Source organism: Collinsella aerofaciens ATCC 25986 (genome assembly GCF_010509075.1).
Classification (GTDB): domain Bacteria; phylum Actinomycetota; class Coriobacteriia; order Coriobacteriales; family Coriobacteriaceae; genus Collinsella; species Collinsella aerofaciens.
Genome location: NZ_CP048433.1, coordinates 2,034,320 through 2,060,574 on the forward strand (window position 1 = coordinate 2,034,320; position 26,255 = coordinate 2,060,574).

General features: G+C 61.3%; 17 protein-coding genes and 1 tRNA gene. 13 read left to right on the forward strand and 5 right to left on the reverse strand.

Annotation, left to right across the window (positions count from 1 at the left end; genetic code table 11):
* Positions 1 to 8 precede the first annotated feature (8 nt).
* A complete protein-coding gene (locus tag GXM19_RS09090; protein WP_006235119.1) occupies positions 9 to 1,475 on the forward strand; it encodes an ATP-binding protein in 1,467 nt (488 codons plus the stop codon).
* A 100-nt stretch (positions 1,476 to 1,575) separates the two neighbouring features.
* Here GXM19_RS09090 and GXM19_RS09095 read toward each other — a convergent pair whose 3' ends face one another.
* Positions 1,576 to 2,067, reverse strand: a complete 492-nt coding sequence (locus GXM19_RS09095) for a hypothetical protein (RefSeq protein WP_035136794.1) — start codon at positions 2,065 to 2,067, stop codon at positions 1,576 to 1,578.
* Between the two features lie 215 nt (positions 2,068 to 2,282).
* Between GXM19_RS09095 and GXM19_RS09100 the strand changes: the two genes are divergently transcribed.
* Positions 2,283 to 3,365, forward strand: coding sequence for an HNH endonuclease (locus GXM19_RS09100; RefSeq protein ID WP_006235116.1), 1,083 nt, complete (start codon positions 2,283 to 2,285; stop codon positions 3,363 to 3,365).
* 444 nt (positions 3,366 to 3,809) lie between these two features.
* Here GXM19_RS09100 and GXM19_RS09105 read toward each other — a convergent pair whose 3' ends face one another.
* Positions 3,810 to 4,496 (reverse strand): DUF5710 domain-containing protein, encoded by a 687-nt coding sequence (locus tag GXM19_RS09105; protein ID WP_006235114.1) that lies wholly within the window; start codon positions 4,494 to 4,496, stop codon positions 3,810 to 3,812.
* Positions 4,497 to 4,790: 294 nt separating this feature from the next.
* Positions 4,791 to 4,865 (reverse strand) — tRNA-Val (locus GXM19_RS09110).
* Between the two features lie 289 nt (positions 4,866 to 5,154).
* Here GXM19_RS09110 and GXM19_RS09115 point away from each other — a divergent pair.
* The 3 genes from GXM19_RS09115 to glmM all read left to right on the forward strand — a co-directional run bounded on the left by GXM19_RS09115 (position 5,155) and on the right by glmM (position 10,054).
* Complete coding sequence (locus GXM19_RS09115) at positions 5,155 to 6,177, forward strand: DMT family transporter (protein ID WP_006235113.1); 1,023 nt, start codon at positions 5,155 to 5,157, stop codon at positions 6,175 to 6,177.
* Between the two features lie 149 nt (positions 6,178 to 6,326).
* Positions 6,327 to 8,639 carry a DUF4012 domain-containing protein gene (locus GXM19_RS09120; protein WP_040359119.1) on the forward strand — a complete coding sequence of 771 codons (2,313 nt, stop codon included), beginning with the start codon at positions 6,327 to 6,329 and terminating at the stop codon, positions 8,637 to 8,639.
* A gap of 83 nt (positions 8,640 to 8,722) precedes the next feature.
* Positions 8,723 to 10,054: a phosphoglucosamine mutase gene (gene glmM, locus GXM19_RS09125; RefSeq protein ID WP_006235111.1), complete on the forward strand. Its 1,332-nt coding sequence runs from the start codon at positions 8,723 to 8,725 to the stop codon at positions 10,052 to 10,054.
* Positions 10,055 to 10,151: 97 nt separating this feature from the next.
* On the opposite strand, the gene GXM19_RS09130 is transcribed toward glmM, so the two are convergent.
* Entirely contained in the window at positions 10,152 to 11,735 is a 1,584-nt protein-coding gene (locus GXM19_RS09130; protein WP_006235110.1) for a carboxypeptidase M32, read from the reverse strand.
* Positions 11,736 to 12,240: 505 nt separating this feature from the next.
* Between GXM19_RS09130 and pheS the strand changes: the two genes are divergently transcribed.
* The 6 genes from pheS to GXM19_RS09160 all read left to right on the forward strand — a co-directional run bounded on the left by pheS (position 12,241) and on the right by GXM19_RS09160 (position 19,824).
* Complete coding sequence (gene pheS / locus GXM19_RS09135; protein WP_040359117.1) at positions 12,241 to 13,317, forward strand: phenylalanine--tRNA ligase subunit alpha; 1,077 nt, start codon at positions 12,241 to 12,243, stop codon at positions 13,315 to 13,317.
* A 161-nt stretch (positions 13,318 to 13,478) separates the two neighbouring features.
* Positions 13,479 to 15,932 (forward strand): phenylalanine--tRNA ligase subunit beta, encoded by a 2,454-nt coding sequence (gene pheT / locus GXM19_RS09140; protein WP_006235108.1) that lies wholly within the window; start codon positions 13,479 to 13,481, stop codon positions 15,930 to 15,932.
* Positions 15,933 to 16,178: 246 nt separating this feature from the next.
* Positions 16,179 to 17,264, forward strand: a complete 1,086-nt coding sequence (gene cbiM, locus GXM19_RS09145) for a cobalt transporter CbiM (protein ID WP_006235107.1) — start codon at positions 16,179 to 16,181, stop codon at positions 17,262 to 17,264.
* Positions 17,242 to 18,078, forward strand: coding sequence for an energy-coupling factor transporter transmembrane component T family protein (locus GXM19_RS09150; protein WP_006235106.1), 837 nt, complete (start codon positions 17,242 to 17,244; stop codon positions 18,076 to 18,078). The genes cbiM and GXM19_RS09150 overlap by 23 nt, the downstream gene beginning before the upstream one ends.
* Before the next feature lie 28 nt (positions 18,079 to 18,106).
* On the forward strand, positions 18,107 to 18,895 hold the full coding sequence (locus GXM19_RS09155) for an energy-coupling factor ABC transporter ATP-binding protein (RefSeq protein ID WP_162010714.1): 789 nt from the start codon (positions 18,107 to 18,109) through the stop codon (positions 18,893 to 18,895).
* 80 nt (positions 18,896 to 18,975) lie between these two features.
* Positions 18,976 to 19,824, forward strand: a complete 849-nt coding sequence (locus GXM19_RS09160; protein ID WP_050766125.1) for a hypothetical protein — start codon at positions 18,976 to 18,978, stop codon at positions 19,822 to 19,824.
* A 204-nt stretch (positions 19,825 to 20,028) separates the two neighbouring features.
* Here GXM19_RS09160 and pyk read toward each other — a convergent pair whose 3' ends face one another.
* Positions 20,029 to 21,489, reverse strand: coding sequence for a pyruvate kinase (gene pyk / locus GXM19_RS09165; protein ID WP_006235103.1), 1,461 nt, complete (start codon positions 21,487 to 21,489; stop codon positions 20,029 to 20,031).
* Between the two features lie 441 nt (positions 21,490 to 21,930).
* Between pyk and GXM19_RS09170 the strand changes: the two genes are divergently transcribed.
* Both GXM19_RS09170 and rsgA read left to right on the forward strand, forming a co-directional pair.
* The gene (locus GXM19_RS09170; RefSeq protein WP_006235101.1) at positions 21,931 to 24,612 is read left to right on the forward strand and encodes a cation-translocating P-type ATPase; all 2,682 of its coding nucleotides are present in this window, start codon (positions 21,931 to 21,933) and stop codon (positions 24,610 to 24,612) included.
* Between the two features lie 474 nt (positions 24,613 to 25,086).
* Positions 25,087 to 26,040, forward strand: coding sequence for a ribosome small subunit-dependent GTPase A (gene rsgA, locus GXM19_RS09175; protein ID WP_006235099.1), 954 nt, complete (start codon positions 25,087 to 25,089; stop codon positions 26,038 to 26,040).
* The last annotated feature ends 215 nt before the right edge of the window (positions 26,041 to 26,255 follow it).

The following is a 26,255-nucleotide window of genomic DNA, read 5'->3' on the forward strand; positions in this document are numbered from 1 at the left end:
ACGTGCAGATGAACGAAAACGAGCTGACCGGTCTGCTTGAGTCTTTAAGGCGTATGGGCTCGGATGATCTTAACGTCGAAGTGAAGGAGAGCGCCACGACGCTTTCCCGCGATGTGTGGGAAACGGTGAGCGCATTCGCGAACACTGCCGGCGGAATCATCGTGCTCGGAGTGAGTGAGCGCGCAGGTTTTGTCCCGGTTGAGAACTTCGAGACCGAGAAAGTGCTCAACCAATTTGTGTCAGGCATGGGTGATGCGGGCGGTCGAGGAAAGCTGGCCAATCCGCCTAAATACACGATCGAGCGAGTGGAGCTTCAGGGCGTCATCGTTCTCGTCATTGCGATTGAGGAGCTCGATCCGTCGAGCAAGCCCTGCTATGTCATAGAGCGGGGCGCCCAGGGCGGCAGCTACAAGCGCATCGATGACAAAGATGTGCCGCTTTCATCGACCGAGGTGCTCGCATTGGCGTCATACGGTCGAGCGACTCCGAGCGATCGGGACGCGGTGGCGGGTGCGGGCGCGGACAATCTCGACGAGACGCTGGTCGACCGTACGATAGATCGGGCTTTCTCGTTGACGCCCCGGGCAATGCGCGGCGCGCCGGACAAACAAACGAAGCTGGAGCGCCTAAATATCCTTGATTCCCAGGGCAATGTCACCAAGGCTGGACTCCTAGTTGTGGGCACCTACCCTCAGCAGTTCTATCCCAAGCTCTTCATTGACGTGGCTGTCCATGCGGGAACTCAGAAGGGCATGGCGGGGTCGCTGAGGTTCATGGACCGCACAATCTGTGAGGGAACGTTGGGCGAGATGATCTCGGATGCCGTCGCAGCCGTCGCCAAGAATTTGCGGCGAACCTCGACCGTCCAAGGCGTCTCGCGTGTCGACTCGCTTGAGATTCCCGAGGAGGTTCTGCGCGAGGCAATCGCCAACGCCGTAATCCATCGAGAATACGGGGATCGGTTCTGTGGACAATCGATTGCCGTCGACGTCTTTGATGATCGTGTCGAGGTGACAAATCCTGGCGGCCTTTACGGGGGAAAGACTCGCGAGAACTTGTTTGACGGCAGCTCCCGATGCCGTAACGCGACGCTTGTGAAGCTCATGTCGATTGTCCCGCTGCCGGATGGCGCAGGTTCGCCGGCTGAGGGCAATGGCTCGGGCATCCCGATGATGATCGATGCCATGCGCGCGCATGGTCTGGCCGGGCCCCTGTTCTGCCCGGGATTCGATCGGTTCAAGGTCGTACTTTACCGTTCAAAGATCGAGCCGGTCGATCATGGCGGGGGCTTAATTGTGACGGCACTCAAACACTACGGCGAGCTGGGGACGCGCGAGCTGGCAGAGCACACAGGGCTCACAATTTCCCAGGTTAGGTCGCGCGTCAACGCGCTCATTGCTCAAGGCGAGCTTGAGCCCACGGCGCCGGCGACGAGCCGCAACCGCAAGTATCGACTGTCGGAGCGCGTGGGATAGATGCGTTAGTGGACGAGGCGACCCAATAATCGACCCTCGATTGGCGTCCATTAAGGTAAAGCGGTTGTTGCCCAGTCGACGGTGATGCTAAAGACTCGGCTTACGCCGGCATGGCCCCGAACCCGTCTATCAGGAACAGCCTAAGAACCAGCTTGATGACATTTCCCGGTTTGACTTCTGCCGCGTCAAAGACGTGGCGCTCGGCGAGCTCGCTGCAGTATGCATAGATGTCGCGGATAAGGTCCGCGCCCGAGAGCGTAAACATGTAGCCTGCGTCCGAAAGCGCATTGGGCGCGGCAGGCAACTTGGCCATGTGGCAGAACGTTTGCAGGTCGGGCGCCATAACGTTCTGGTAGTCGAGGTGGCCGTTGGCATCCTGCGCGGCAACCTCCAATTGGCGCACAAAATCCAGCGCCGCCGCTAACACAAAGCTCGGCGTAGGCGCATTGACGTCCTGAGTGGTCGCCACAAGCCTGCCCGCCGCCTGCGTGACAAGCCAAGCGACCTCGCGCTGGCAACGCACGGCCTTGCGCGTAACCGGCTTGATGGACGAAGAAGAAACGCTTCCCTTAGGCGGATTCGAAACAGCCACAAGAACCTCCCATGAACGACCCGGCCCAACAAGCCCGGATGAAACACGTGCTACATCAGTATACAGGGAAGTGGGGTAGCGGGGTACAAGCGCGCCAGCGGCAAACCGAGAGCATCAACGATGTGCCGATCGCGGAATGAGATCTCGTAATAATTGACTCTCGGCCATATTATTGAGGGGCATGACTCGCGTTCGTATGGTTGTAGGTGCTGGCGATGAACGACATTGACCTTGCTGTTCCGTTGATGGATGGACCAAGCTATGACCGCGCCTGCAGTCTCGTGCCTTCCGAATACGTTGAGGCATGGGAGTGGTTTCTGGGTGAGGAACAGCGCGGCGGCGTTTGGACCAGCCTTCCGCACCACACCAAGGAAGATAGTCCTCAGTATCAGTACCGTTTGAGAATTGGCTCGGACTTCTTTCCCGTAACGCGGGATTCAGGGATCTTCTGGCCGGGCCAGGATCGGGTGAAGCAAGATCCCAATAAGATCTTTGCGCTTTCGGTCCATAACTCTAAAAAGAGCTTCTACACCGATGTGCCTCCGCTCTATTTGGATGACGGTACGTGGGTCATTAAGTATTCGGTCCAAGCGCCAGGAGCCGTTGGTTCTCGAGACCAGAATTACAACCGTAAAATGCTCAACTGCATGGAATGTGGCGTCCCAGTCGGAGTCATATTTGCAACCGAGGTGGGCTATAAGGTGCTCGGCCTTGCGTTTGTTGAGCGGTTCGAGCCCGAAAATGGATGGTTTGTTCTGCACGGTCCTGTTCATAAAGGCGGACCGGACCCTCGTTTTGCGCCCGACATGAGTTATCTGAAGCACATACCCGTCGATATTGAGTTTGCCGGACAGGGTGCGACCGACGACGAAAAGGTCCGCTATGCGTTAAGGCGCGAGCGATTGGGGCAGCAATGGTTCCGCAAGCAGCTCGTTGCCGCCTATGATGGCCGTTGCGCGGTGTCGGACTGCGGCGTCAGTGAAGCTCTGGAGGCTGCACATATCGAGAATTACTCGGGACCCAAATCGCAGGTTGCCAGCAACGGTATTCTGCTTCGGCGCGATCTTCATTCCCTATTTGATGCTCACCTGATTTCGTTTGAGCCTGTTTGCGGCGAATATCGGCTGTGCGGATCGTACCTGCTGGATAAGACCGACTACGCTTCCTTTGCGGGTGCGACGCTAAGGCAGCCGGATGAGCGTCAGTGGCGACCCGATACGGTGTTTCTTGAGGCCCATCGCATTGAGTTCGATCGCTCGGAAAAGAAGCGTGAAAAGGCGGGGCTTCTGCCGTATTAGCGTATTTGGCTTTGGCATTCTTTGACGATCGTGTTGTTTGATCGGATCGCGTGGCGATGCAATCTCGCGCACGCCCGCCGGTGCATGCTCTTCCTGATTTGTATAGCGAGAGGGGAGCGTATATGAGCTGGCGAGGCGATATTGCGATGGGGAAGTACGGAAAACTGCCGTGTGCCCTTATAGACAACAATATGTTTCCGAGCGTAGAGGTTGATTGCGCGTCGTTTGTCGTCACCTGCCCTTGCTGCGGCTCGCAAATACCGTGTCTCGACATTCGGTTCATCGATGCACGTGACAGGTTCAGCGACGAAGTGAGGAAACGTACGGGCGTTCATATGCCGGTGTATCCGGAGAAATGCCCTGTTTGTGGCCTCGATATCGTGTACGACGCCGGCGACGAGGGATAGGTGATGCGGAGGAGTTGGCTGTGAGTGTCTTTTGCCTCTACAAATAAATCCCCTCACCGAGTTGCTTGTGGAACTCGGCGTGATGGTCGCGTGCCCAGGTAAAGAGCGCCTGGTCAAAGTCGGTGCGCGTGGCCGGGACGCCAAATACGCCGGCAACTTCGACGCGCACAAACTCCAGTGCCGGCAGCTTGTTGATGGCAGTGAGGGCAAATGGGGACGAGGGCTCCTCGAACAGATAGCGGCTGCCTTGCAGCGCGTCGCAACTGGTGCACGTGTTGCCGAGCGACGGGGCTTTGGAGGCTCGCGCGCCTACGGGCTTGTAGCCGCAGCGCTTATGAAGGTAGTCGCGGATCTCGCCCGGCACGCAGCCAAGAGCGGGCACGATGGCGAGTGCGTTGGCGTTGGCCGTGTCGATGGCAATGTGCCCGGCTTCGTTGGGCGCGTGCGCGATGGCGATGCTCTCGTCGTTATCGGTTCGATAGGGAATGCCGAAGGCCGCGACTGAGGTCTCTTTGTGACACTTCCAGCATTCGCGCTTGCCCAGTACTAGATATATATACGGCGCTGAGGGGTCGGATCGGTCAACACCGGGCAGCCACTCGGCAAAGGGCTCGGGGTTGACGCCGCTGGGTACATACCAGATCTTCTTGGTCCGGTCCCATTTGGCGCCCAGCGCCTTGGCTTCTTCTTTGTGCGAAAAGGGGACATCGAGCTCGGTGCGCATGGCGGCTCCTTGGTGCTGCAGGTGCAAGTGGCTCAAGGATACCGCAGGACGCAGACATCGCGGCGTTTTGCTGAGAAGTTGCGGCTCGGATGGGTTCGAGACGTGTTGGTCTCGGCCTCGGTGACTATTGGGGCGGTTTTGATTGACTGCGGAGTCAGCCGGGATAGGCACTTGGGTCGCTGACGCGGTTTTGTGTATGGGCAGGGTGGTTGCTTGGGCGGTTGGAGCTGCCAGCTGATTTGGCGACATAAAACAAAACAGCCCAGAGGACATAGCCTCTGAGCTGCGAACATTTGGTGGGCGTTAGAAGATTTGAACTTCTGACCTCTTCCGTGTCAGGGAAGCGCTCTCCCCCTGAGCTAAACGCCCGATCAAGGGTGCGCAAGCGCGCAAGGGATAATATAACGGAGCCTGAACTCGGTGGCAAGAACATTTTTAAAAATCGCTTACATTGTGGAATTCGGGGGCTTTGTCGCATCCATTTCAAAAGAGCCTGCTGCCGCGATTTGGCTGTCGCATAATGCAAGGCCATTGCGGTATCGAGCTATGGAAAGACGCCTGCGGAATTGTCCTACCGATAAGCGGACAAGCCTCCAGCTGGTGACTTCGCCGTGGTAAGGTAAGCCGAATTGTTTCCAGGCTGTTTCGGGGGAGTGGAATGAGCAAAGAGTGTGTCGAGCAGGTCGAAGGCGCAGGGGCTTCGGTGCCGATGACCGATATATCGAACATTGATGTGCCCGAGGGCACCGACGAGCTCAGCCGCAACACCCGTCGCGCATGGCGCGACCGCCTGAACAGCGCTTCGACGCGCAAGATGATCACGGGCGTCTTGGCTACGCTGGTGGGCGGTTCGTTTTGGGGCTTCTCGGGCACCAGCGCGAGTTTTTTGTTCGATACCTACCATGTCGATACGTTGTGGCTTATGAGCATACGGCAGATTCTCGCCGGTCTACTCTTTATGGCCGTGGTTGTTACGCGCGACCGCGAGCGCCTGATTAAGCTCTGGACCACACCCGCCGATCGCAAGCAGCTGCTGCTCTTTACCGCCTTTGGCCTGCTGTTCAACCAGTTTTGCTATCTTTCGGCCGTGCGCCTGACGAACGCCGGAACCGCGACGGTGCTCCAGTGCCTGCAGCTCGTTATCATCATGGGCTACGCCTGCGTGACCGATCGCCGTATGCCGCGTACTCGCGAAGTCATCGGCATTGGCCTGGCTCTGGGTGGAACCTTTTTAATCGCCACCGGCGGCGATCCCACCAGCCTGAATATCTCGCCGCTTGGCCTGGCAGCAGGTCTTATGTGTGCGGTCAGCGCCGCGTGTATGGCGGTGATTCCCGCCAAGATCCTGCCCGAATACGGCAGCCCCATCGTCACGGGCTCGGCAATGCTCACGGCGGGCGTGGTCTCGTGCGTCTTCGAGCAGCCCTGGGCGCATATGCCGGCGCTCGACGCTGCCGGCATCGAGGCGCTCGCGGTGTTCGTGGTTATCGGCTCGTTTTTTGCTTACATGCTTTATATGCAGGGCGTTAAGGACATCGGCTCGGTGCGCGCGAGCCTCATCGGAACTGTGGAGCCCGTCTCGGCGACCATCACCAGCGCCGTTATGCTGGGGACGGTGTTTTTGCCGACCGACCTTATCGGCTTTGTCATGATCATCGTGATGATGTTCCTCACGGTGTAGCTGGCGCCGCCGCCAAGACAGAAAAGGTGTTGTGCCGCATTTCCGCCAATTGATGTCCGTGTCTGGAGTTTAGCTGTCGATGCTCAAAATGCCATAAACTAGTAACGTTATGGACTTTTTCATTGCGACTCAATTGCGAGGATTTCTTTATGGCTGGTAATCACTTTAAGGGCAGCGATAGCGGCCGCCCTGCAGTTCCGCCGCGTTCGAACGGGGCTGGTAAGGCCGGCACGCCGGGCGGCGCTGGACAGGGCGGTTCCGGTAAGCGCGTGTCCCCGGGCGAGACGGCGATGTTTACCGCTCTGTACGAGCAGTCTCAAAAGGCAAAAAAGACCGGCCGTGCAAGAGGGAATGTCTTTGCGGGCGGTGCAACCTCCGCGTCGCAGCCGAGCGGGGCTCCTTCGGTGCCTGCGAACAACGCAGGTGCTGCCAACGCCGCGAATGCTGCCGGCAACGTTAATGCCGGCAAGGCCGCCAACAATACTCCCTCTGCTGGTGGCGCGGGGCTTACGGGTAACCTTGGCACGATTTACACCGGCGCCTCCGAGACTGGCACGTTCGCCCGCCTGGATGATAGCGGTGCCGAGTTTGCGGGCTCGGGTTCCAAGGAAGATTATTACGATTTTGGCTTGAACTACGGTAGCGATGCTTCGTCGAGTTCGACCTCTGACGGTCTGGTCCGTCATCGCCATCGCAAGGGCGAGCGCAAAAAGCGTCACACTGGCGCCATTGTTGCCGCTGTAGTCGCGGTGCTTCTCGTTGTGCTTGGCGCAAGCGGCTTTATGCTGCTTAACTCGGCAAAGACCGTAAAGAGCGAAGCGAAGGAGGCTGTCGAGATCGTCGGTGGCCTTAAGGGCAAGGTCACGTCGGGCGATTTTTCGACGCTGCCTGACGACGCGAAGAAGATCGATGAGCTCTGTAACAGCATGAAGGCGGAGACCTCGAGCCCGCTGTGGGCGGCGGCTTCGTTTATCCCGGTGTATGGCAGCGATATCAATGCGGCCCGCACCATGATTGACGCCCTGTCCGATGTCTCGAGCAATGCGCTGGTTCCCATGGCCGACAACCTCTCGCAGGCTACGCCCGGCAAACTGTTCCAGGACGGCATGATTAACGTGTCCGCGCTGCAGGCGGTCGCCGATTCGCTTTCCAGCAGCTCGAAGGTGTTCAAGAGCGCCAACGAGAAGGTCCAGGGCATTGGCGATACTCATATTTCCCAGGTGACCGAGCTGGTCGATAAGGCCAAGGACGGCTTTGCCACCCTCAACGGTGCGGTTGACGCGGCGGAGAAGGTCGCCCCCGTCCTTCCCCAGATGCTCGGCGCCAACGGCCAGACGCGCAACTACCTTATGTACGCCATGAACAACGTCGAGATTCGTGCCTGCGGCGGCTTTGGCGGTTCGCAGGGCCTGATTTCGGTCACCGACGGTCAGATGTCGATTGGCGAGTTTGTTCCCCGCATTGGACTCAGCGAGGATGAGGCGGTCGAGAGCGTCGACGAAGAGGATGAGGCGCTGTTCGGCAACCACAGCAACCTGTACAACTCGGGCAATACCTATTCGCCTGATTGGCCCCGCAACTCGCAGCGTGTCGCCGCGCTGTGGAAGTCCCAGTATGGACAGGACGTTGATGGCGTCATCGGTATCGACCCGGTGTTCCTGCAGTATCTGCTGGGCCTGGTCGGTAACGTGTCACTGCCCGACGGAACGGTTGTCGACGGTACCAACGCGGCGAAGGTTCTCATGCACGATGTGTATTGGAACTATCCGGTCGAGGAATCGGACGGCATCTTTGCGGCTGTTGCCAGCGCCGCCTTCGACAAGATTCTCGGTGGCATCGGTGACGTCGACGTTACAAAGCTTGTCGGTGCATTCGAGCGCGGTGCCGAAGAGGGCCGTCTGATTGCTTGGATGAGAAACGATGATGAGCAGAATGCCATCAAAGAGACGGGCATTGACGCTTCGCTGCCCGATCCGGATGATCCGAGTGCCGATCCCGTTGCCGGCGTTTACTTTAACAACCTGAGCTTCTCCAAGCTCGACTGGTATCTGAACGCCGACACGCAGATCGGCCAGGGCATCAAGAACGGCGACGGCACGTGCTCGTATCGCATCACCGTTACTCTGACGAACATCATGACGCAGGAGGAGGCTGGCAAGCTGCCCGACTACGTTGCGGCGAGCGCACCCGATGCCGCGCGTGACGACGAGCGTCTGAATGTCTCGTTGTTTGCCCCGACGGGCGGCAACATTACTGATCTGACCGTCGAGGGCACCCAGTTTGGTCTTGGCGCCGCTACGTGGCATGGAATCCCCTTCTATTCGGGCACCGTTGACCTGCATGCTGGCGAGACGACGACGATCACGTATACGCTGACCACGTCGGCCGAGGCGGGGGACAAGCCGCTTACGCTGCGTCAGACTCCTACATGCCAGGCGGCTCGCGACAGCGCGTCGGCGTAGGGTTTTTCTGGTAGCGCAGATAATCGAGTACCATTTTGGGGCGGACAGGCAATCTGTTCGCCCCTATTTTGTAAGGAGAGCGCATGAAGTACTTTGGCACCGACGGCTTTCGCGGTGAGGCCAACGTTGGGCTGACGGTAGAGCACGCTTATAAGATTGGCCGTTTTGTGGGCTGGTATTACGGCGCCAACCGCGAGCGCAAAGCGCGCGTGATCGTGGGCAAGGACACGCGTCGCTCGAGTTATATGTTCGAGGCGGCGCTGGTGAGCGGCCTGGTCGCGAGCGGTGCGGACGCCTATATGCTGCATGTGATCCCGACGCCGGGCGTGGCGCATCAGACCGTGGAGGGCTGCTTCGATTGCGGCATCATGATCAGCGCGAGCCACAACCCGTTTTGCGATAACGGCATTAAGCTCGTCAACAGCGACGGCTTTAAGATGGACGAGGACGTGCTGGAGCTCATCGAGGACTATATCGATGGCAAGAGCGAGGTGCCGCTGGCAACGGGCAATCACATCGGCGCCACGGTGGACTACATGCAGGGTCGCAACCGCTACATTGCTTCGCTCATCGCCAGCGCGAACTTTTCGCTGCAGGGCGTCAAGATCGGCATCGATTGCGCCAACGGCTCGGCTTCCTCGGTGGCCAAGCCGGTGTTTGACGCGCTGGGCGCCGACGTGCGCGTGATCAACGCCGCGCCCGATGGCTTTAACATCAACGTCGACTGCGGCTCCACGCATATGGAGCGCCTGCAGCGCCACGTGGTGGAGCAGGGCCTGGACGTGGGTTTTGCTTACGATGGCGATGCCGACCGCTGCCTGGCCGTGGATGAGCGCGGTCGCGTGGTAGACGGCGACCAGATTTTGTACGTGTGCGGCGTGTATCTGAACAAGCACGGTCGCCTTTCGGGCGGTACCGTGGTACCGACGATCGCCAGCAACTTTGGTCTGGTCAAGTCGCTGGAGCTTGCCGGACTGAGCGCCGTGACCAGCGGTGTGGGCGACCGTCACGTGTATGCCAAGATGCGCGAGGGCGGCTACAGCCTGGGCGGCGAGCAGACGGGCCATACGATCTTTGGCGATATCGAGCGCACGGGCGACGGCATTATGACTTCGCTGCGCGTGATGGAAGTGATTCGTGCCGAGCGCGAGACGCTCTCGCAGCTCACGGCTCCGTGTAGGCTGCTGCCGCAGGCGCAGGTGGCCGTGCACGTGGCGGATAAGGACGCCGCGCTCGAGAACATGGGCGTGCAGAACGCCATCGCCGAGGCCGAGGCTGCGCTGGCAGGCGAGGGCCGCGTGCTCGTGCGCAAGAGCGGAACCGAGTCGGTTATCCGCGTGCTGGCCGAGGCGCCCGACCAAGCATCCGCCGATGCCGCCATGAAGCGCATCGCCAACGCGCTCGAGGCTCTGTAAGGTAGTCATTGGGGACGTTCTTAAACGACTAGGTGGAAAGGGGGCGCCGCGGATTGGTTCCGCGGCGTCCCCTTTGCGTTGGCGTGTCGGTTATGCCTTACAGCTCGTAGAGCGTGGTGAACTTGTCCTGCAGGTAGCTGCAGTAGTAGCGGGCATCGAACGCCATGCCGCAGGCGCCCTTGATGAGCTCCGGCGCGTCCTTGGCGCGTCCCCACTGCCAAATGCGCTCGCCCAGCCAGGCGCGAACGGGCGCAAGGTCGCCGCTCGCGCAGGCGCCGGTAAGGTCGACGCCGTCGCGGCACATGGCCGGCACGAACATGGCGTCGTAGGCGCTGCCCAGCGCATAGGTGGGGAAGTAGCCAAACGAGCCGCCGCTCCAGTGCGTATCCTGCAGGCAACCACGCGTGTCGTCGGGAACGGGGATGCCCAGGTACTCGTTCATAAAGCGATTCCAAAGCGCGGGGATATCCTTGGCTGTGGCCTCGCCGGCAAACAGCATGCGCTCGATCTCGTAGCGCACCATAACGTGCAGCGGATAGGTGAGCTCGTCGGCCTCGGTGCGGATCAACGACGGCTGCGCGATGTTCACGGCGCGGTAGAGCGTGTCCTCGTCGACGTCGCCGTAGACCTCGGGCGCGTGGCGGCGCAGCACCTCGAGCAGCGGTCCCATAAAGGCGCGGCTGCGACCCACGGTGTTCTCGAAAAAGCGGCTCTGGCTCTCGTGGATGCCCATGGAGGTGCCGCCCTCAAGACAGGTGCGCGCATAGGCGGGATTGACGCCCAGCTCGTACATGGCATGTCCCGCCTCGTGGATGATGCTGTAGACGTTGGAGATGCAATCGTTCTCGTAGATGTGTGTCGCGATGCGCGCGTCACCCACGGCAAAGCCCTCGCTAAACGGGTGTTCGGTAAAGGCAAGCGTGGTGTCGTTCAGGTTCAGGCCGACGAGCTTCATAAGGTCGAAGCTCATGGCGCGCTGGGCGGCCTCGGGCACGCGGGCGTGCAAAAAGTCGGCAGCGGGCTGCTGGCCGCGCTCGCCGATGGCGTGCACGAGCGGCACGACCGTCGCCTTGACCTCATCGCAAAACGCATCGAAGCTCTTGGCGGAAAGGCCGCGCTCGTACTGGTCGAGCCAAACGTCGTATGGGTCGCGCTTGGGGTCCATGAGTTCGGCCTGATGCTTAAGTTGGGCGACGATTCTATCCACATAGGGCTCAAAACTCGCCCAGTCGTTGGCCGTCTTGGCCTTGTGCCACACGGCGTCGGCCTCGCAGGTGAGCCTGGTCCAGGCCTCGGCCTCCTCGGTAGGAATAACGCTTGCCTCGCGCTGGTCGCGGCCGAGCACGCGGATCTCGTCGAGCAGCTGCGGGTCGTCGATTTTGCCGCCTGCAACCGTCTCGCGCGCTAACGAGCGTACGAGCTCAACGGACTTCTCGCTGGTCAGTAGCTTGTGATGTTCGCCGGCAAGCGTGCCCATGGCGTCGGCACGGGCGGCAGCGCCGTTGGCAGGAGCAATCGTCGCTCCATCGAACTCGGCAATCTTGAGCAGGTACTCGCGAGTCCACAGCTTGCCCTCGAGTTTGCGGAACTTTTTGACGGCCTTGTCGACTTTAGCAGCCTTGACGCCCTTGGCAGCCTTTGCCACGGCGGCCTGGGCCTTCTTATCGAGTTTCTTTCCCATACCGTATCCTTAATCTCGCAGGCCGAGCGCCGCAGGCGGGTGCGCGGCCAATTTGCACAGCTACCTGCCTTGTACCCAGCGCGAACAAAACGGAACGCGGCGATGCGCTCGCGAAATGTGTTATCCTATAGCCCAATGCGTTGACGGAGAGGGTTTTTGCCCGCCGCGTCGCCGGCAAGAGAGGGAAGGTCATGGGCTGCAAGCCTTCCTGCGGTGGCAAGGGCCAAGCGTTCACTCCCGAGCAGCAACCTCAACGGGCGCGCGGCCAGCGGCGGCGATGTCCCCAGTAGGGAAGCCGTGAGCCTCGCGACAAGGGGCAAAGAGTGGGCGCGGCGGGCCATACATCCGCCGGGTCAAACAAGGTGGTACCGCGGAATTTAACCGTCCTTGGGCAATGCACATGCCCGAGGGCGGTTTTTTGTTACCGAACCGGGCCGCGCATCCGCAGCATCGGGAGGCGTCAGCCGTCCCGGAGCGCGGATGCGCGAGAGACGAAAGGGAAGACATGAGTCTGATTGATGATCTGGTCAAACTCGAGGAAGAGGCCAAGGAGCTCGTCGCAGGTGCCGACGACGCCGCAAAGCTCGAGGCTGCGCGCGTTGAGCTGCTCGGTCGCAAGGGCCGCATCACCGGCCTGATGCGCATGATGGGCAAGCTCGCCCCCGAGGATCGCCCCGTCATGGGCAAGCGCGCCAACGAGATGCGCCAGCTGATCGAGGGCATGCTCGACGAGCGCACCACCGAGATGAAGGCCGCCGCCCTCAAGCACGCACTGGAGCACGAGGCCGTCGACATCACGCTGCCGGGCATCCGTCCGCAGATCGGTCACCAGCACCTGATCAAGCAGATCATCGAGGAGGCCGAGGACATCTTCTGCGGCATCGGCTACACCGTCGAGTCCGGCCCCATGGTCGACACCTCCTACTACAACTTCACCGCGCTCAACGCCCCCATGGATCACCCGAGCCGCTCGGCCCGCGATACCTTCTACGTGGTCGACAATAACCCCGGCAGCGTCGCGCACCCCGAGGCCCACGCCCACGGCGAGTCGGACGTGCTGCTGCGCACCCAGACTTCGGGCGTGCAGATCCACACTATGGAGTCGCAGAAGCCGCCCATCTACATGATCTGCCCGGGCACCGTCTACCGTCCCGACACGGCCGATGCCTGCCACCTGCCGCAGTTCAACCAGATCGAGGGCCTGGTCGTCGACGAGGGCATCACCTTTGGCGACCTGAAGGGCACGCTCGACTACTTTGTTAAGTGCATGTTTGGCGAGGATCGCAAGACGCGTTACCGCCCGCACTTCTTCCCCTTCACCGAGCCCAGCTGCGAGGTGGACGTGAGCTGCCACGTGTGCGGTGGCAAGGGCTGCAACTTCTGCAAGCATAGCGGCTGGATCGAGATCTTGGGCTGCGGCATGGTCGACCCCAACGTTCTTATCAACTGTGGCATCGACCCCGAGAAGTATACCGGCTTCGCCTTTGGCATTGGCGCCGAACGCGTCGCGGCCCTGCGCTACGACCTGCCCGACCTCAGAACGCTCATGACAGGCGATATGCGCTTCTTAAATCAGTTCTAGTCCCGGCGGCTTTCCCAAGCACCGCACCTTGCCTTTCAATCGTCGGTTGCGTACCTAAGTACGCGGCCCTCCTCTTTCAAGGCAATCTGCGGCACTTGGAAAACCCGTCTCCGTTGCAGTTTTCCGGCTCAAAGCCGCATTTATGAAAGGAGACCAGTTAGATGCGCGTTTCTTACGACTGGCTCAAGACCATGATCGATATTCCGGAGGATCCCAAGACCCTTTCGGACGAATATATCCGTACCGGCACCGAGGTCGAGGCGATCGACACCGTGGGCGAGTCCTTTGACCACGTGGTGACCGCCAAGGTGCTCACCAAGACCCCGCACCCCGATAGCGACCACATGTATGTGTGCTCGGTCGACGTGGGCGACAAGAACCTCGACGCCGACGGCAACCCCGCCCCGCTGCAGATCGTCTGCGGCGCGCAGAACTTCGAGGCCGGCGACCACATCGTCACGGCCATGATTGGCGCTGTGCTTCCCGGCGACGTCAAGATCAAGAAGAGCAAGCTTCGCGGCGTCGTGTCCATGGGCATGAACTGCTCTGCGCGCGAGCTCGGCCTGGGTGGCGACCACTCCGGCATCATGATTCTGCCCGAGGACACGCCCTGCGGTATGCCGTTTGCCGAGTACGTGGGCTCGAGTGATACTGTGCTCGACTGCGAGATCACGCCCAACCGTCCCGATTGCCTGTCCATGATCGGCATGGCCCGCGAGACCGGTGCCATTTTCGATCGCGATTTCCACGTTGAGCTGCCCGCCATCAAGGCCGAGACCGGCCGCGCGACCGACGACGAGCTTTCCGTCGAGATTGCCGACGAGGGCCTGTGCGACCGCTACGTTGCCCGCATCGTGCGCAACGTCAAGGTCGGCCCGTCGCCCGACTGGATGGTCAAGCGCCTTAACGCCCTGGGCGTGCGCCCGCACAACAACATCGTCGACATCACCAACTATGTGATGATGCTCACCGGTCAGCCGCTGCACGCCTTTGACCTGGACACCTTTGCCGCGCGCGATGGCCACCGTCGTGTGGTGGTTCGCGCCGCCCAGCAGGACGAGAAGTTCACGACGCTCGACGGCGAGGAGCGCGTGCTCGACGCCGGCATGGGCCTCATCACCGACGGCGAGCGTCCCGTGGCGCTGGCCGGTGTCATGGGCGGCATGGATTCCGAGATCGAGGACGACACCGTTGACGTGATGGTCGAGAGCGCCTGCTTCAACGCCGGTCGCACCTCGCACACCAGCCGTGACCTATCGCTGATCTCCGATGCCTCCATTCGCTTTGAGCGTCAGGTTGACGAGACCGGCTGCGTGGATGTCGCCAACGTTACCTGCGCGCTCATCGAGGAGATCGCCGGCGGCGAGGTTGCTCCCGGCTATGTCGACGTTTTCCCCGCGCCCAAGACCATCGACAGCATTAAGCTGCGCCTGGCCCGCGTGCACGCCATCTGCGGCGCCGACATCGAGCCCGACTTTATCGAGCGCTCGCTCACCCGCCTGGGTTGCACCGTCGAGCGTGACGGCGAGGACTTTATGGTGAGCCCGCCGAGCTTCCGCCCCGACCTGCCGCGCGAGATCGACCTGATCGAGGAGATCTTGCGCCTGTGGGGCATGGGCCGCGTGACGGCGACCATCCCGGCTGCCAAGAACCATATCGGCGGCCTGACCCGCGAGCAAAAGCTCACCCGCAAGGTCGGCGAGATCCTGCGCGCCTGCGGCCTCAACGAGACCACGACCTTTGGTTTTGCCGCCCCGGGCGACCTGGAGAAGATCGGCATGCCCACCGAGGGTCGCGGCTGCCCCGTGGTGCTCATGAACCCGCTGGTTGCCGAGCAGACCGAGATGCGCCGCTCGCTGTTGCCAGGCCTGTTGCAGTCTGTGGCCTACAACGAGGCCCACGGCACGCCCAACGTGCATCTGTACGAGGTCGGCAGCTTGTTCCACGGTCGCGAGAACGCCAGCCTGCCCAAGGAGACCAAGTCCGTGGCGGGCGTGCTCTCGGGCCAGTGGAGCGAGCGGTCTTGGAACATGAAGTACCGCAAGCTGCGTTTCTTCTTTGGCAAGGGCATCGTTGAGGAGCTGCTTGCCCAGCTGCGCATCGAGAAGGTTCGCTTCCGTCCCGTCGAGGGCGAGAGCTATGCCTTCCTGCAACCGGGTCGTGCTGCCGAGGTACTCTCGGGCGGTACCGTGCTGGGCTGGGTTGGCGAGATCCACCCCGAGGCGCGCGAGACTATGGGCATTGACGAGGTCGTCGTTGCCTTTGAGCTCGACCTGGACAAGCTGATCAAGGGCGCCCGCAACCAGGAGAACTACCGTGAGTTCTCGCAGTACCCGGCCGTTGAGCACGACCTTGCTATCGTAGTCGACAACACTGTGACCTGCGAGGATCTTGAGCGTCGTATTACGAGTGCCGGCGGCAAGCTGCTCGAGGGCGTGCGCCTGTTCGATGTCTACCGCGATCCCATCCGTATCGGAGCGGGCAAGAAGTCCATGGCCTTTGCGCTTACGTATCGCTCCGACGACCATACGCTCACCAGCGAAGAGGTCGAAAAAGCGCACCAGAAGATCGTCACCAAGGTGTGCAAGGGCGTAAACGGCGAGGTCCGCGGCTAGGTCCTGCGCTGGGGTATGGGTCAGCGGTGGCTGCTGCCGAGTCCTACGTGACTGCTGTTTTCGGTATAAGGCACCGTTGAGCCTGCATATATGACACGCGCATTACATAACGGCGTGCTGCTTTGTCGGCAGTGCGCCGTTTTGCTATGATAGCCCGCGGCGTGTTACGAATCTGACATTACGTAACACTGGAAAGGTGATTCAAGCGGCGTTGCAATTCCGTGCGCCGATAACCGGGAGGCGTACATGCACATTCCAGATAATTATCTGTCCCCGCAGACCGATGCCGTCATGGCGGTGGCGATGGTGCCCGTCTGGGCTCACTGTATCAAGAAGGTGCGCGCCACGCTCGATCGCGAGCACATGGCTTTCCTGGGCATCTGCGCCGCATTTTCCTTCTTGCTTATGATGTTCAACGTGCCGCTGCCCGGCGGCACCACTGGCCACGCCGTTGGTGGCGCACTCATCGCGCTGCTGCTGGGCCCCGAGGCCGCGGCTATCGCGGTTTCGGTCGCGCTGGCGCTGCAAGCGCTGCTGTTTGGCGACGGCGGCATCCTGTCCTTTGGCGCTAACTGCTTTAACATGGCCTTCGTGTTGCCGTTTGCCGCAGCCATCGTGTTCCGCGCGCTTAACAGCCGTTTGCACGACAAGAGCTGGGGCACCTCGGTTTCGGCCATCGTAAGCGGCTGGGTCGGCCTGTGCCTGGCGGCCCTGTGCGCAGCAATCGAGTTTGGTATTCAGCCGATGCTTTTCACGAATGCTTCGGGCGCTCCGCTGTACTGCCCCTTCCCGCTGTCCATTGCCATTCCGGCCATGATGATCCCGCATATGTTGGTAGCCGGCGTGGTCGAGGGCGTGGCGACTGCCGCGATCTACGGCTTTATCAAGAAGACGGCGCCGAGCGTTATCGTCGGCCCCGAAGCCGCCGATGGACAGCTTGCTGCCGAGGGCGCTGCTGCAAAGAAGACCTCGCTGGTCCCCACGCTCATCTTGGTTGCCGTGCTTGTCGTGGCCACGCCGCTGGGCCTGCTGGCCACGGGTGACGCCTGGGGTGAGTGGGACGCCGAGGGCGCCGCGACCGCCGTTCAGGAGGCTGGCGACGACAGCCTGCAGGCTTCGGTCGGTCTCGACACCCCGACCTTTGCCGACGCTCTGCCTACGGGTGATTACCTGCAGGCCTATTCCGAGGAGCAGGGTCTCGGCTTTGCCGGTCAGGCTGCCATGTATATCTTGTCCGGCGTGATTGGCGTGGCGGTGCTCACCATCGCATTCCGTCTGATCTCGCTGACGGTCAAGGAAAGCGGAGCCCATGGCGATGGTCGAGCTGCCTAGCTGGCTTGCGGCCGAGGAGCGATACGAGCCCACGGGCGCTCGTCATCGCGTGATGCAAAAGAACGTCCTGCACCTGGCGAGCCTGCTTGAGCGGGTTCGCCTGGGTGGAGGCGCGCACGAGGGCGGGTCGATGGTCGACCGCGCCCTTTCTTGCGTTTCGGCTCCGGTGCGCCTGGTGGGGATATTCGTTTGCGTCCTGTGCGTGTGCCTGACACAAAGCCCGCTGTACCTCATGTTGATGGCGGCCATTGCGCTGGTGCTCGTTGCCGTGCGTCCCATACGCGGGCTGCGCGCGACCTTTGTGCCGGCGCTTGGCGCCGCGGGGCTCGCAGTGGTTTTGGCGCTGCCTGCCCTGCTGCTGGGTGCTTCCGCTACGGGCGCCATGCTCAAGATTGCGCTCAAGACCTTCATTAATGTGTCGCTGGTGCTGGGCGCTTCGTGGACCCTCACGTGGAGCCGCATGTCGGCGGCGCTCAAGATGCTGCATCTACCCGACGAAGTTATCTTTACGTTTGATATGGCGCTCAAGCACATCGAGGTGCTGGGTCGTACGGCGCACGATCTGTGCGAATCGGTCATGCTGCGCAGCGTTGGCCGTGCGCCCGAGGGATTTTCGCGTACCGATTCGATCGCGGGTATCATGGGCATGACCTTTATCAAGGCGATGAAATGCAGCCGCGCGATGGACGAGGCTATGCTTTGCCGCGGCTTTGCCGGTGCGTATCCGGCTCCCGCGCGCGCCAGGTTTGGCTGGCGCGATGCGGCCTATGCGGCCGGCGTGGCGCTGCTGACAGTGTTGTGCGCCGTGCTGTAGGCGCTGCTGGTTCCGACTGGGGATGCAAATGGGGAAGGGCGACGTTTTGACGATCGATATGAATAGTGCGGCGGGCACGAACGGTGTGGGCGGCGCCGAGGTCGTTCCGCTCATCGAGCTGCGCGACGTGGTGTTCTCCTATGCGGGGCATACGGTTGTCGATGGCGTGTCGCTGCAGGTCGATCGTGGTGAACTCGTTGCCCTGCTCGGTCCCAACGGCTGCGGCAAGACGACGATTATGCGTCTTATTAACGGCCTTGAACTCGCGGACGCAGGGGCATACCTGTTTGACGGGCACGTGGTCGATGCGGCGTATCTGAAGGATTCTGCTGCTGCTCAGAAGTTCCACCAGCGCGTGGGCTTCGTGTTCCAAAACGCCGATGCCCAGCTGTTCTGCGCCACGGTGGGCGAGGAAGTTGCTTTTGGTCCCGCGCAGATGGGGCTGCCGGCAGACGAGCTCGAGCGCCGCGTGCGCGATGCCATGGGGCTGTTCCAGGTTGCCGACCTTGCCGACGCCTCTCCCTATCAGCTCTCGGGCGGGCAAAAGAAGCGTGTGGCGCTGGCGGCAGTTGTATCGATGAACCCCGATATCCTAGTGCTCGATGAGCCCACCAATGGGCTCGACGAGGATTCATGCGACATCGTGGTCAACTTCTTGCTGGCCTACGTCGCGGCGGGTAAGACGGTCTTGATGAGCACGCATCACCAGGATTTGGTGCGACGCCTGGGTGCCCGTGCAATCTATATCGATCGATATCACCATGTGGTCGAGGCGCCTTCGCCGTCGTATGGAACCGAAAGCGGTACTACGGACTAGTTGCTGCGTAGAGCGTGCGTAGCCGCCCGCGCGGCTTTGCCGTGATGGTATAGTTATCCAGGTTTTTTATGGGGGTGGCTATGCCAAGTTGGAACATTCATATCGCTCAGACGGAGCGTTTGCTGGAGCGCACCGGTGCACTTGCCAATAGCGTGCGCGACCGCAATGCCTTTTTGTTTGGCTGCGTGGTTCCGGATATCTTCGTGGGCTATATGGTCCCTGGCATCGCCGATCCCATCCCGTACCGCATTACGCACTTTGCAAAGCCCGAGCCTATCCCTAAGCCTCGTGAGCATGAGTTCTGGGATACCTATGTGGCACCGTTGCTTAAAAGTTCGCCCACCGGTGCGCCAGCCGCGGCTACCTCGATTGTCGAGGAGCGCGAGCGACTGAATCGCGTGCACTATCCCCAGCGCTACAGGGATGCCGAGCCGGTTGTCGGTCCCGGCGCTCGTGAGTTCTCGCTTGCGTCCGAGGACGTGGCGCAGTCGTTGCTCGATTTGACATTGGGTGTCTGGTCGCATCTGGTGGCCGATACCGTATGGAATACGCGCGTGAATCAGTACCTGGAGGCGCACGGCGGCAAGCCGTGCGAGGAGTTCCGCATTAAAAAGCAAGGCGACTTTGACTGGTTTGGCAAGACGCTCGGCATTGTTTCGATTCCGCGTGCGACCGATCGCCTGTATACCGCTGCGACGCGTTTTGGGCAGTATCCCATCCATAAAGAGTATGTGCTCAAGACCATCGGCGTCATGCACGAGATTGTACGCGAAAACCCCGGCGATCCCGACCATCCGCCATACCGCCTGCTGACCGAGGAATTCTTCGACGCGACGTTTACCGAGGTCATCGAGCTAACCGAGGCGGGATTTGCGGCTCGCGTTGCCGCTTCTGACGTCCCCGCAGCCCCTCTGATCGCTAGCTGCTAGCCGGCCGGCTTGACGGTGAACAGTTCACCCCAATTGACCAACGGCTCCCCTCGCAGGGCGTCTTCGGTGGTGCGCTCGGCATCGGAGAGGCTTGCGACTGAACGCAAATCGATGAAGCGGCATATGAAGAAGGTCTTAAAAAGGGGCCCGGAAGGCAATGCCTTCCGGGCCCCTTTGCAATGCAAATTTGCTTGCAAGTACGATTTAGCGCACCTGAGCGACGTAAGCGACGTTGGTCGAGGAGACCTTATCCTCGAGCTGGACGCTCATGCGGGGATCGCCAGCGGTAGCGACGGTCAGATCGCCGGCCTTGACGTAGCCGAGCTCCTTAGCGGTCTCGATCGCCTTGACGATCGTGCCGTTGACGGTGCCCTGGGTAATCTCGGCCTGGTGCGGGATAACGCCCCAGTACATAATCATCTGCTGGACGGCCCACTCGTGGCGGGAGAACGCGCAGATCGGCATGTTGGGACGGAAGTGCGAGATCAGGCGAGCGGTACGACCGGTGGTCGTCGGCACGGTGATGCACTTGGCGCCAACGGTGGTAGCCATGTTCACAGCGGACATACCCACAACGTTGTTGACGACGCGGGTGCCGTGAGCGTCAGCCGGAACCTCGAGCGGAGCGTGAGCCGGGAGGTACTTCTCAGTCTCGAGAGCAATGCTGGCCTGCATCTTGACGGCCTCGACCGGGTACTTACCGGCAGCGGACTCGCCGGAGAGCATAACGGCGTCGGTGCCGTCGTAAATGGCGTTAGCAACGTCGGCAACCTCGGCGCGCGTCGGGCGCGGGTTCTGCTGCATGGAGTCGAGCATCTGCGTAGCGGTGATAACGGGCTTGTAGGCCGCGTTGCACTTAGCGATGATCTCCTTCTGGATGTGCGGAACGAGCTCGGGCTTGATCTCGATGCCCAGGTCGCCACGGGCGACCATGATGCCGTCGGAAGCCTCGAGGATCTCGTCGAAGTTCTCGACGCCCAGGGCGCACTCGATCTTCGGGAAGATCGTCACGTGCTCGCCGCCGTTCTCGCGGCAAAGCTCGCGGATGCCGCGGACGGACTCGCCGTCACGGATGAAGGAAGCGGCGATGTAGTCGATGTTCTCGGTCAGGCCAAAGAGGATGTCCTGACGATCGCGCTCGGTGATGGCGGGCAGCGAGATGTTGACGTTGGGCATGTTGACGCCCTTGCGCTCGCCGATCAGGCCGTCGTTCTTAACGACGCAGGTCATGTCCTGGCCGTCGACGGACTCGACCTCGAGGGCAACCAGGCCGTCATCGATCAGGATGAGGGAGCCCTTCTCGACCTCGGAGGGCAGAGCCAGGTAGTCGAGGGAGATGTGCTCAGCGGTGCCGTGGAAATCCTCGGACGTGGGCTGAGCGGTGACGACGATCTTGTCGCCGGTCTTGACGGCGACCTTCTTGCCGTCGACCAGAAGGCCGGTGCGGACCTCGGGGCCCTTGGTGTCGAGCAGGATGCCGACGGGCAGACCGAGCTCCTTGGAAATACGACGGACGCGCTCGATGCGACCGTGGTGCTCGTCGTAGGATCCGTGCGAGAAGTTAAAACGGGCGACGTTCATGCCCGCCTTGATCATCTCGCGGATGGTCTCGTCGCTATCGCAGGCGGGACCCATGGTGCATACAATCTTGGTGCGCTTGTACATTCAGACCTCCATCTGACATCGTCTTGCGCTGATAGATAAACCATAAGAAATAAAACTGAGATGATTATAACGAAATGCCGACCGAATACCCCAAAAAATCGACCGTATGCCGAATTAGAAGTTCATTTTTTGCGAAAAAACGGTATATGCAAAAACTTTACCAACCGTTCTAACCGCTGCTATCTGGGCGATATTTCAGTTTGATGATGCACCGAAGAAAAAACGTTTTATCAATGTTGAACATCATACGGTCTGCATCGTTGCGAATGGACCCTATTTCCAAATGGATTGTTTTGGCTAGACGCGTTGCTTTGGGGTACCATAGCTCCACTATCAACTGCCGCTCAGCACGGCAGCCTTGATGAGCCCTTGCCCTTCTCCTGGGAATTATGATCGGGCATCAATCTGCTGAGTGGCCCGAATCCCAGGAGGGGACTCTATATGCAAAAGGAATACCTGTCCGCCGCGGCGGAGGTGCTCAGCGACCAGGGCGTCGATGAGAACCTCGGCCTGAGCAACGACGAGGCGTCGTCGCGCCTCGCCAAGACAGGCCCTAACAAGCTCGAGGAAGCCGAGAAAACGCCGCTGTGGAAGCGTTTCTTTGAGCAGATGGCCGACCCCATGGTCATCATGTTGATCGTTGCCGCCGTTATCAGCGCGCTCACGGGTATGGTCAAGGGCGAGCCCGACTTTGCCGATGTCGCCATCATCATGTTCGTCGTTATCGTCAACTCGGTGCTGGGCGTGGTCCAAGAGGCTAAAAGCGAGGAGGCTCTCGAGGCCCTGCAGGAGATGAGCGCGGCGCAGTCCAAGGTGCTGCGCGACGGCAAGCTCGTGCACCTGCCGAGCGCCGAGCTCGTGCCCGGCGATGTGATCATGCTCGAGGCGGGCGACTCCGTCCCGGCCGACTGCCGCGTGCTCGAGAGCGCCACGATGAAGATCGAGGAGGCTGCACTCACCGGCGAGTCCGTGCCTGTCGAGAAGCATGCCAACGTGATCGAGCTCGCCACCGGCACCGACGACGTGCCGCTCGGCGACCGCAAGAACATGTGCTACATGGGTTCCACCGTGGTATACGGCCGCGGCCGCGCCGTCGTGGTCGGCACCGGCATGAACACCGAGATGGGTAAGATCGCCGGCGCCCTGGCCGAGGCTAAGGAAGAGCTCACGCCGCTGCAGGTGAAGCTTGCCGAGCTCAGCCGCATCCTCACCATCATGGTTATCGTCATCTGCGTCGTCATCTTTGGCGTCGACATCATCCGCCACGGCGTGGGCAACGTCCTCACCGACCCGACCGCCCTGCTCGACACCTTTATGGTCGCCGTCTCGCTCGCCGTCGCCGCCATCCCCGAGGGCCTGGTTGCCGTCGTGACCATCGTGCTGTCGCTCGGCGTGACCAAGATGGCCAAGCGCCAGGCGATTATCCGCAAGCTCTCTGCCGTCGAGACCCTCGGCTGCACACAGACCATCTGCTCCGACAAGACCGGCACCCTTACCCAAAACAAGATGACCGTCGTCAAGCACGAGCTCGCCGCGCCTAAGGAGAAGTTCCTGGCCGGTATGGCCCTGTGCTCCGACGCCCAGTGGGACGAGGAGCTGGGCGAGGCCGTGGGTGAGCCGACCGAGTGTGCGCTCGTCAACGATGCCGGCAAGGCGGGGCTCACTGGCCTGACTGCCGAGCATCCGCGCGTGGGCGAGGCCCCGTTTGACTCGGGCCGCAAGATGATGTCCGTGGTCGTCGAGACCCTGGACGGCGAGTATGAGCAGTACACCAAGGGCGCGCCCGACGTGGTGATCGGCCTGTGCACCCATATCTACGAGGGCGACAAGGTCGTTCCGCTGACCGAGGAGCGTCGCGCCGAGCTCGTGGCCGCCAACAAGGCCATGGCCGACGAGGCCCTGCGCGTGCTGGCGCTGGCAAGCCGCACCTACACCGAGGTCCCGGCCGACTGCAGCCCCGCTGCGCTCGAGCACGACCTGGTCTTCTGCGGCCTGTCCGGCATGATTGACCCGGTCCGCCCCGAGGTCGCCGACGCCATCCGCGAGGCCCACGATGCCGGTATCCGCACCGTCATGATTACGGGCGACCACATCGACACCGCCGTGGCCATCGCCAAGCAGCTGGGTATCGTCACCGATCGCAGCCAGGCCATCACGGGCGCCGACCTCGACCGCATGAGCGACGAGGAACTCGACGCGCACATCGAGGACTACGGCGTGTACGCCCGCGTTCAGCCCGAGCACAAGACCCGCATCGTCGAGGCTTGGAAGTCGCGCGACCAGATCGTGGCCATGACGGGCGACGGCGTCAACGACGCCCCGTCCATCAAGCGCGCCGACATCGGCGTTGGCATGGGCATCACCGGTACCGACGTCACCAAGAACGTCGCCGACATGGTGCTTGCCGATGACAACTTCGCCACCATCATCGGTGCCTGCGAAGAGGGCCGTCGCATCTACGACAACATCCGCAAGGTCATCCAGTTCCTGCTTTCGGCAAACCTTGCCGAGGTCTTCTCGGTGTTTATCGCCACGCTCATCGGCTTTACCATCTTCCAGCCGGTGCAGCTGCTGTGGGTGAACCTGGTTACCGACTGTTTCCCCGCGCTCGCGCTGGGCATGGAGGACGCCGAGGGCGACATTATGAAGCGCAAGCCGCGCAACGCTAAGGACGGTGTCTTCGCCGGACATATGGGTCTGGACTGCGTGGTCCAGGGTCTGATCATCACCGTGCTGGTGCTGGCGAGCTTCTTTGTGGGCGTGTACTTTGACATGGGCTACATTCACATCGCTGATATGATCGCCGGCAATGCCGACGAGGAAGGCGTGATGATGGCGTTCATCACGCTCAACATGGTCGAGATTTTCCACTGCTTCAATATGCGCAGCCGTCGTGCGTCGCTGTTCACCATGAAGAAGCAGAACAAGTGGCTGTGGGCTTCCGCTGCGCTGGCGCTGGTGCTGACGGTGATCGTGACCGTACAGCCGACGCTTGCCGAGATGTTCTTTGGCCCTGTGACGCTTGAGCTCAAGGGCGTTCTTGCCGCGCTGGGCCTGGCCTTCCTGATCATCCCGCTGATGGAGATCTACAAGGCGATCATGCGCGCGGTCGAGAAGGAGTAAGTTAACCTGTCCGGGCCCGCCCCTGCGTGTTTTCTTCTTCGCTGGTCCTCGCGCTTCGCGCTGCGGGATCGCTCGGAAGAAAACACTCCCGGGGTGGGCCCTACGGTATCCTTGCTGGCTTTACTCCCGCGCGGATGAAAAAGGGTTGAGGGAAAGTGTGTGAGCTGGTCGGGCTTTGCCCGGCCAGCTCTTTTTGATTTAAAATACCTGCTCAGTTGTGATTTATGGTGCTGGGAGGCGCTTGTGGGCAAGGCTAAGGCTAAGGCGAAGAAAAAGACGACGGGGGCGCGGGCTAAGCGTGATCGTCGTCGGAAGCTCGCGACCGAGGCTCCCGTATCTGCCGAGGAGCTGCTGGCAAGCGTGCCGGGGCTTGACGCGCTGCAGGACGTTCCGGCGTTTGATGACCTGCCAGTCGATGAAACCCAGCAGACTGCCTTTGATGATTTCTGCGCACATGCTGAGGAGCCCGAGCAGATGCAGCTTGGCGCCGTGGTGCGCTTAGATCGCGGGTTTCCGCTGGTGGTGACGGCCGACGATACCTTTCGTGCCGAGCATGCCGTGGGGTTTGCCAAGTCGCGCGGCGAGGACGAGGTGCTGCTGCCCGCCGTGGGCGACCGTGTGGCGGTGCGCCGCGCTCCCGGGCACGATATGGGCGTTATTGAGTGCGTTCTGCCGCGCCGTACGAGCTTTGAGCGTTGGCGCGGCCGTGCCCGCGGAGAGCGTCAGGTGCTCTGCTCCAACGTGGATAGCGTGCTAATCGTGCAGGCGCTCGGTGCCGGTGAGGTGCTGCTCGACCGCGTGGCGCGCTCGCTGGTGTTGGCGCTCGACTGCGATGCCGAGCCGGTGGTGGTGCTCACCAAAGCTGACCGCTGCGATGCCGAGGAGCTCGAGCGCGATCTGGACCGCGTGCGCCGCCTGGTGGGTCCGGACGTGCGCGTGATCGTGACGTCCTCTGCCGAGGGCCGCGGCCTGGACGAGGTCCGTATCTGCGTGCCTGCCGGGAGCTGCGCCATGATTCTGGGCGAGTCGGGTGCCGGCAAGTCGACGCTGCTCAATGCACTGCTGGGCCACGATACATTGGCGACCGGCGGTGTGCGCGAACGCGACGACCAGGGCCGTCACACTACCGTCGCGCGCGTGATGGTAGCGCTGCCGGGCGACGCCGGCGTGATCGCTGATGCCCCGGGCCTGCGCAGCCTACCGCTCGTGGGTCACGAGCGGGGTCTGGCGCGCGCTTTCCCCGAGATTGTCGAGGCATCGCGCGCGTGCCGGTTTGGCGACTGCACGCATACCCACGAACCGGGCTGCGCCGTTCGCGAGGCCGAGGACGCCGGGCAGATCGACAGCCTGCGTTTGGAAACGTTCCAAAGCCTGGCGTCATCCATGCGCGTGAGTGCTCAAATGCTCGATCCCGATGTCCATCTGTAATTGATTTTTTCTATGACAGCCGTCTCCCAACTGTTCGGGAGACGGCTTTTTTGCTGCGGAAAAGTCTCGAAACATGCAGTTTGCTGACGTGCTGACCAAAACCTTGCCACGAGATTGACGGGCTGGTCAGCTTTTGGTCAGCGATTGGTTTGACATCGAAAACCAAGATCGCGATTGCGCCGCTTTGCACTCTGACCGCTCAGACAATGGTGGTA

Coding starts and splice junctions, on each gene's coding strand:
- GXM19_RS09090 (WP_006235119.1), top strand. CDS start 9: ATGAACGAAAACGAGCTGACCGGTCTGCTTGAGTCTTTAAGGCGTATG.
- GXM19_RS09100 (WP_006235116.1), top strand. CDS start 2,283: ATGAACGACATTGACCTTGCTGTTCCGTTGATGGATGGACCAAGCTAT.
- GXM19_RS09105 (WP_006235114.1), bottom strand. CDS start 4,496: ATGCGCACCGAGCTCGATGTCCCCTTTTCGCACAAAGAAGAAGCCAAG.
- GXM19_RS09115 (WP_006235113.1), top strand. CDS start 5,155: ATGAGCAAAGAGTGTGTCGAGCAGGTCGAAGGCGCAGGGGCTTCGGTG.
- GXM19_RS09120 (WP_040359119.1), top strand. CDS start 6,327: ATGGCTGGTAATCACTTTAAGGGCAGCGATAGCGGCCGCCCTGCAGTT.
- glmM (WP_006235111.1), top strand. CDS start 8,723: ATGAAGTACTTTGGCACCGACGGCTTTCGCGGTGAGGCCAACGTTGGG.
- GXM19_RS09130 (WP_006235110.1), bottom strand. CDS start 11,735: ATGGGAAAGAAACTCGATAAGAAGGCCCAGGCCGCCGTGGCAAAGGCT.
- pheS (WP_040359117.1), top strand. CDS start 12,241: ATGAGTCTGATTGATGATCTGGTCAAACTCGAGGAAGAGGCCAAGGAG.
- pheT (WP_006235108.1), top strand. CDS start 13,479: ATGCGCGTTTCTTACGACTGGCTCAAGACCATGATCGATATTCCGGAG.
- cbiM (WP_006235107.1), top strand. CDS start 16,179: ATGCACATTCCAGATAATTATCTGTCCCCGCAGACCGATGCCGTCATG.
- GXM19_RS09150 (WP_006235106.1), top strand. CDS start 17,242: ATGGCGATGGTCGAGCTGCCTAGCTGGCTTGCGGCCGAGGAGCGATAC.
- GXM19_RS09155 (WP_162010714.1), top strand. CDS start 18,107: ATGGGGAAGGGCGACGTTTTGACGATCGATATGAATAGTGCGGCGGGC.
- GXM19_RS09160 (WP_050766125.1), top strand. CDS start 18,976: ATGCCAAGTTGGAACATTCATATCGCTCAGACGGAGCGTTTGCTGGAG.
- pyk (WP_006235103.1), bottom strand. CDS start 21,489: ATGTACAAGCGCACCAAGATTGTATGCACCATGGGTCCCGCCTGCGAT.
- GXM19_RS09170 (WP_006235101.1), top strand. CDS start 21,931: ATGCAAAAGGAATACCTGTCCGCCGCGGCGGAGGTGCTCAGCGACCAG.
- rsgA (WP_006235099.1), top strand. CDS start 25,087: ATGCAGCTTGGCGCCGTGGTGCGCTTAGATCGCGGGTTTCCGCTGGTG.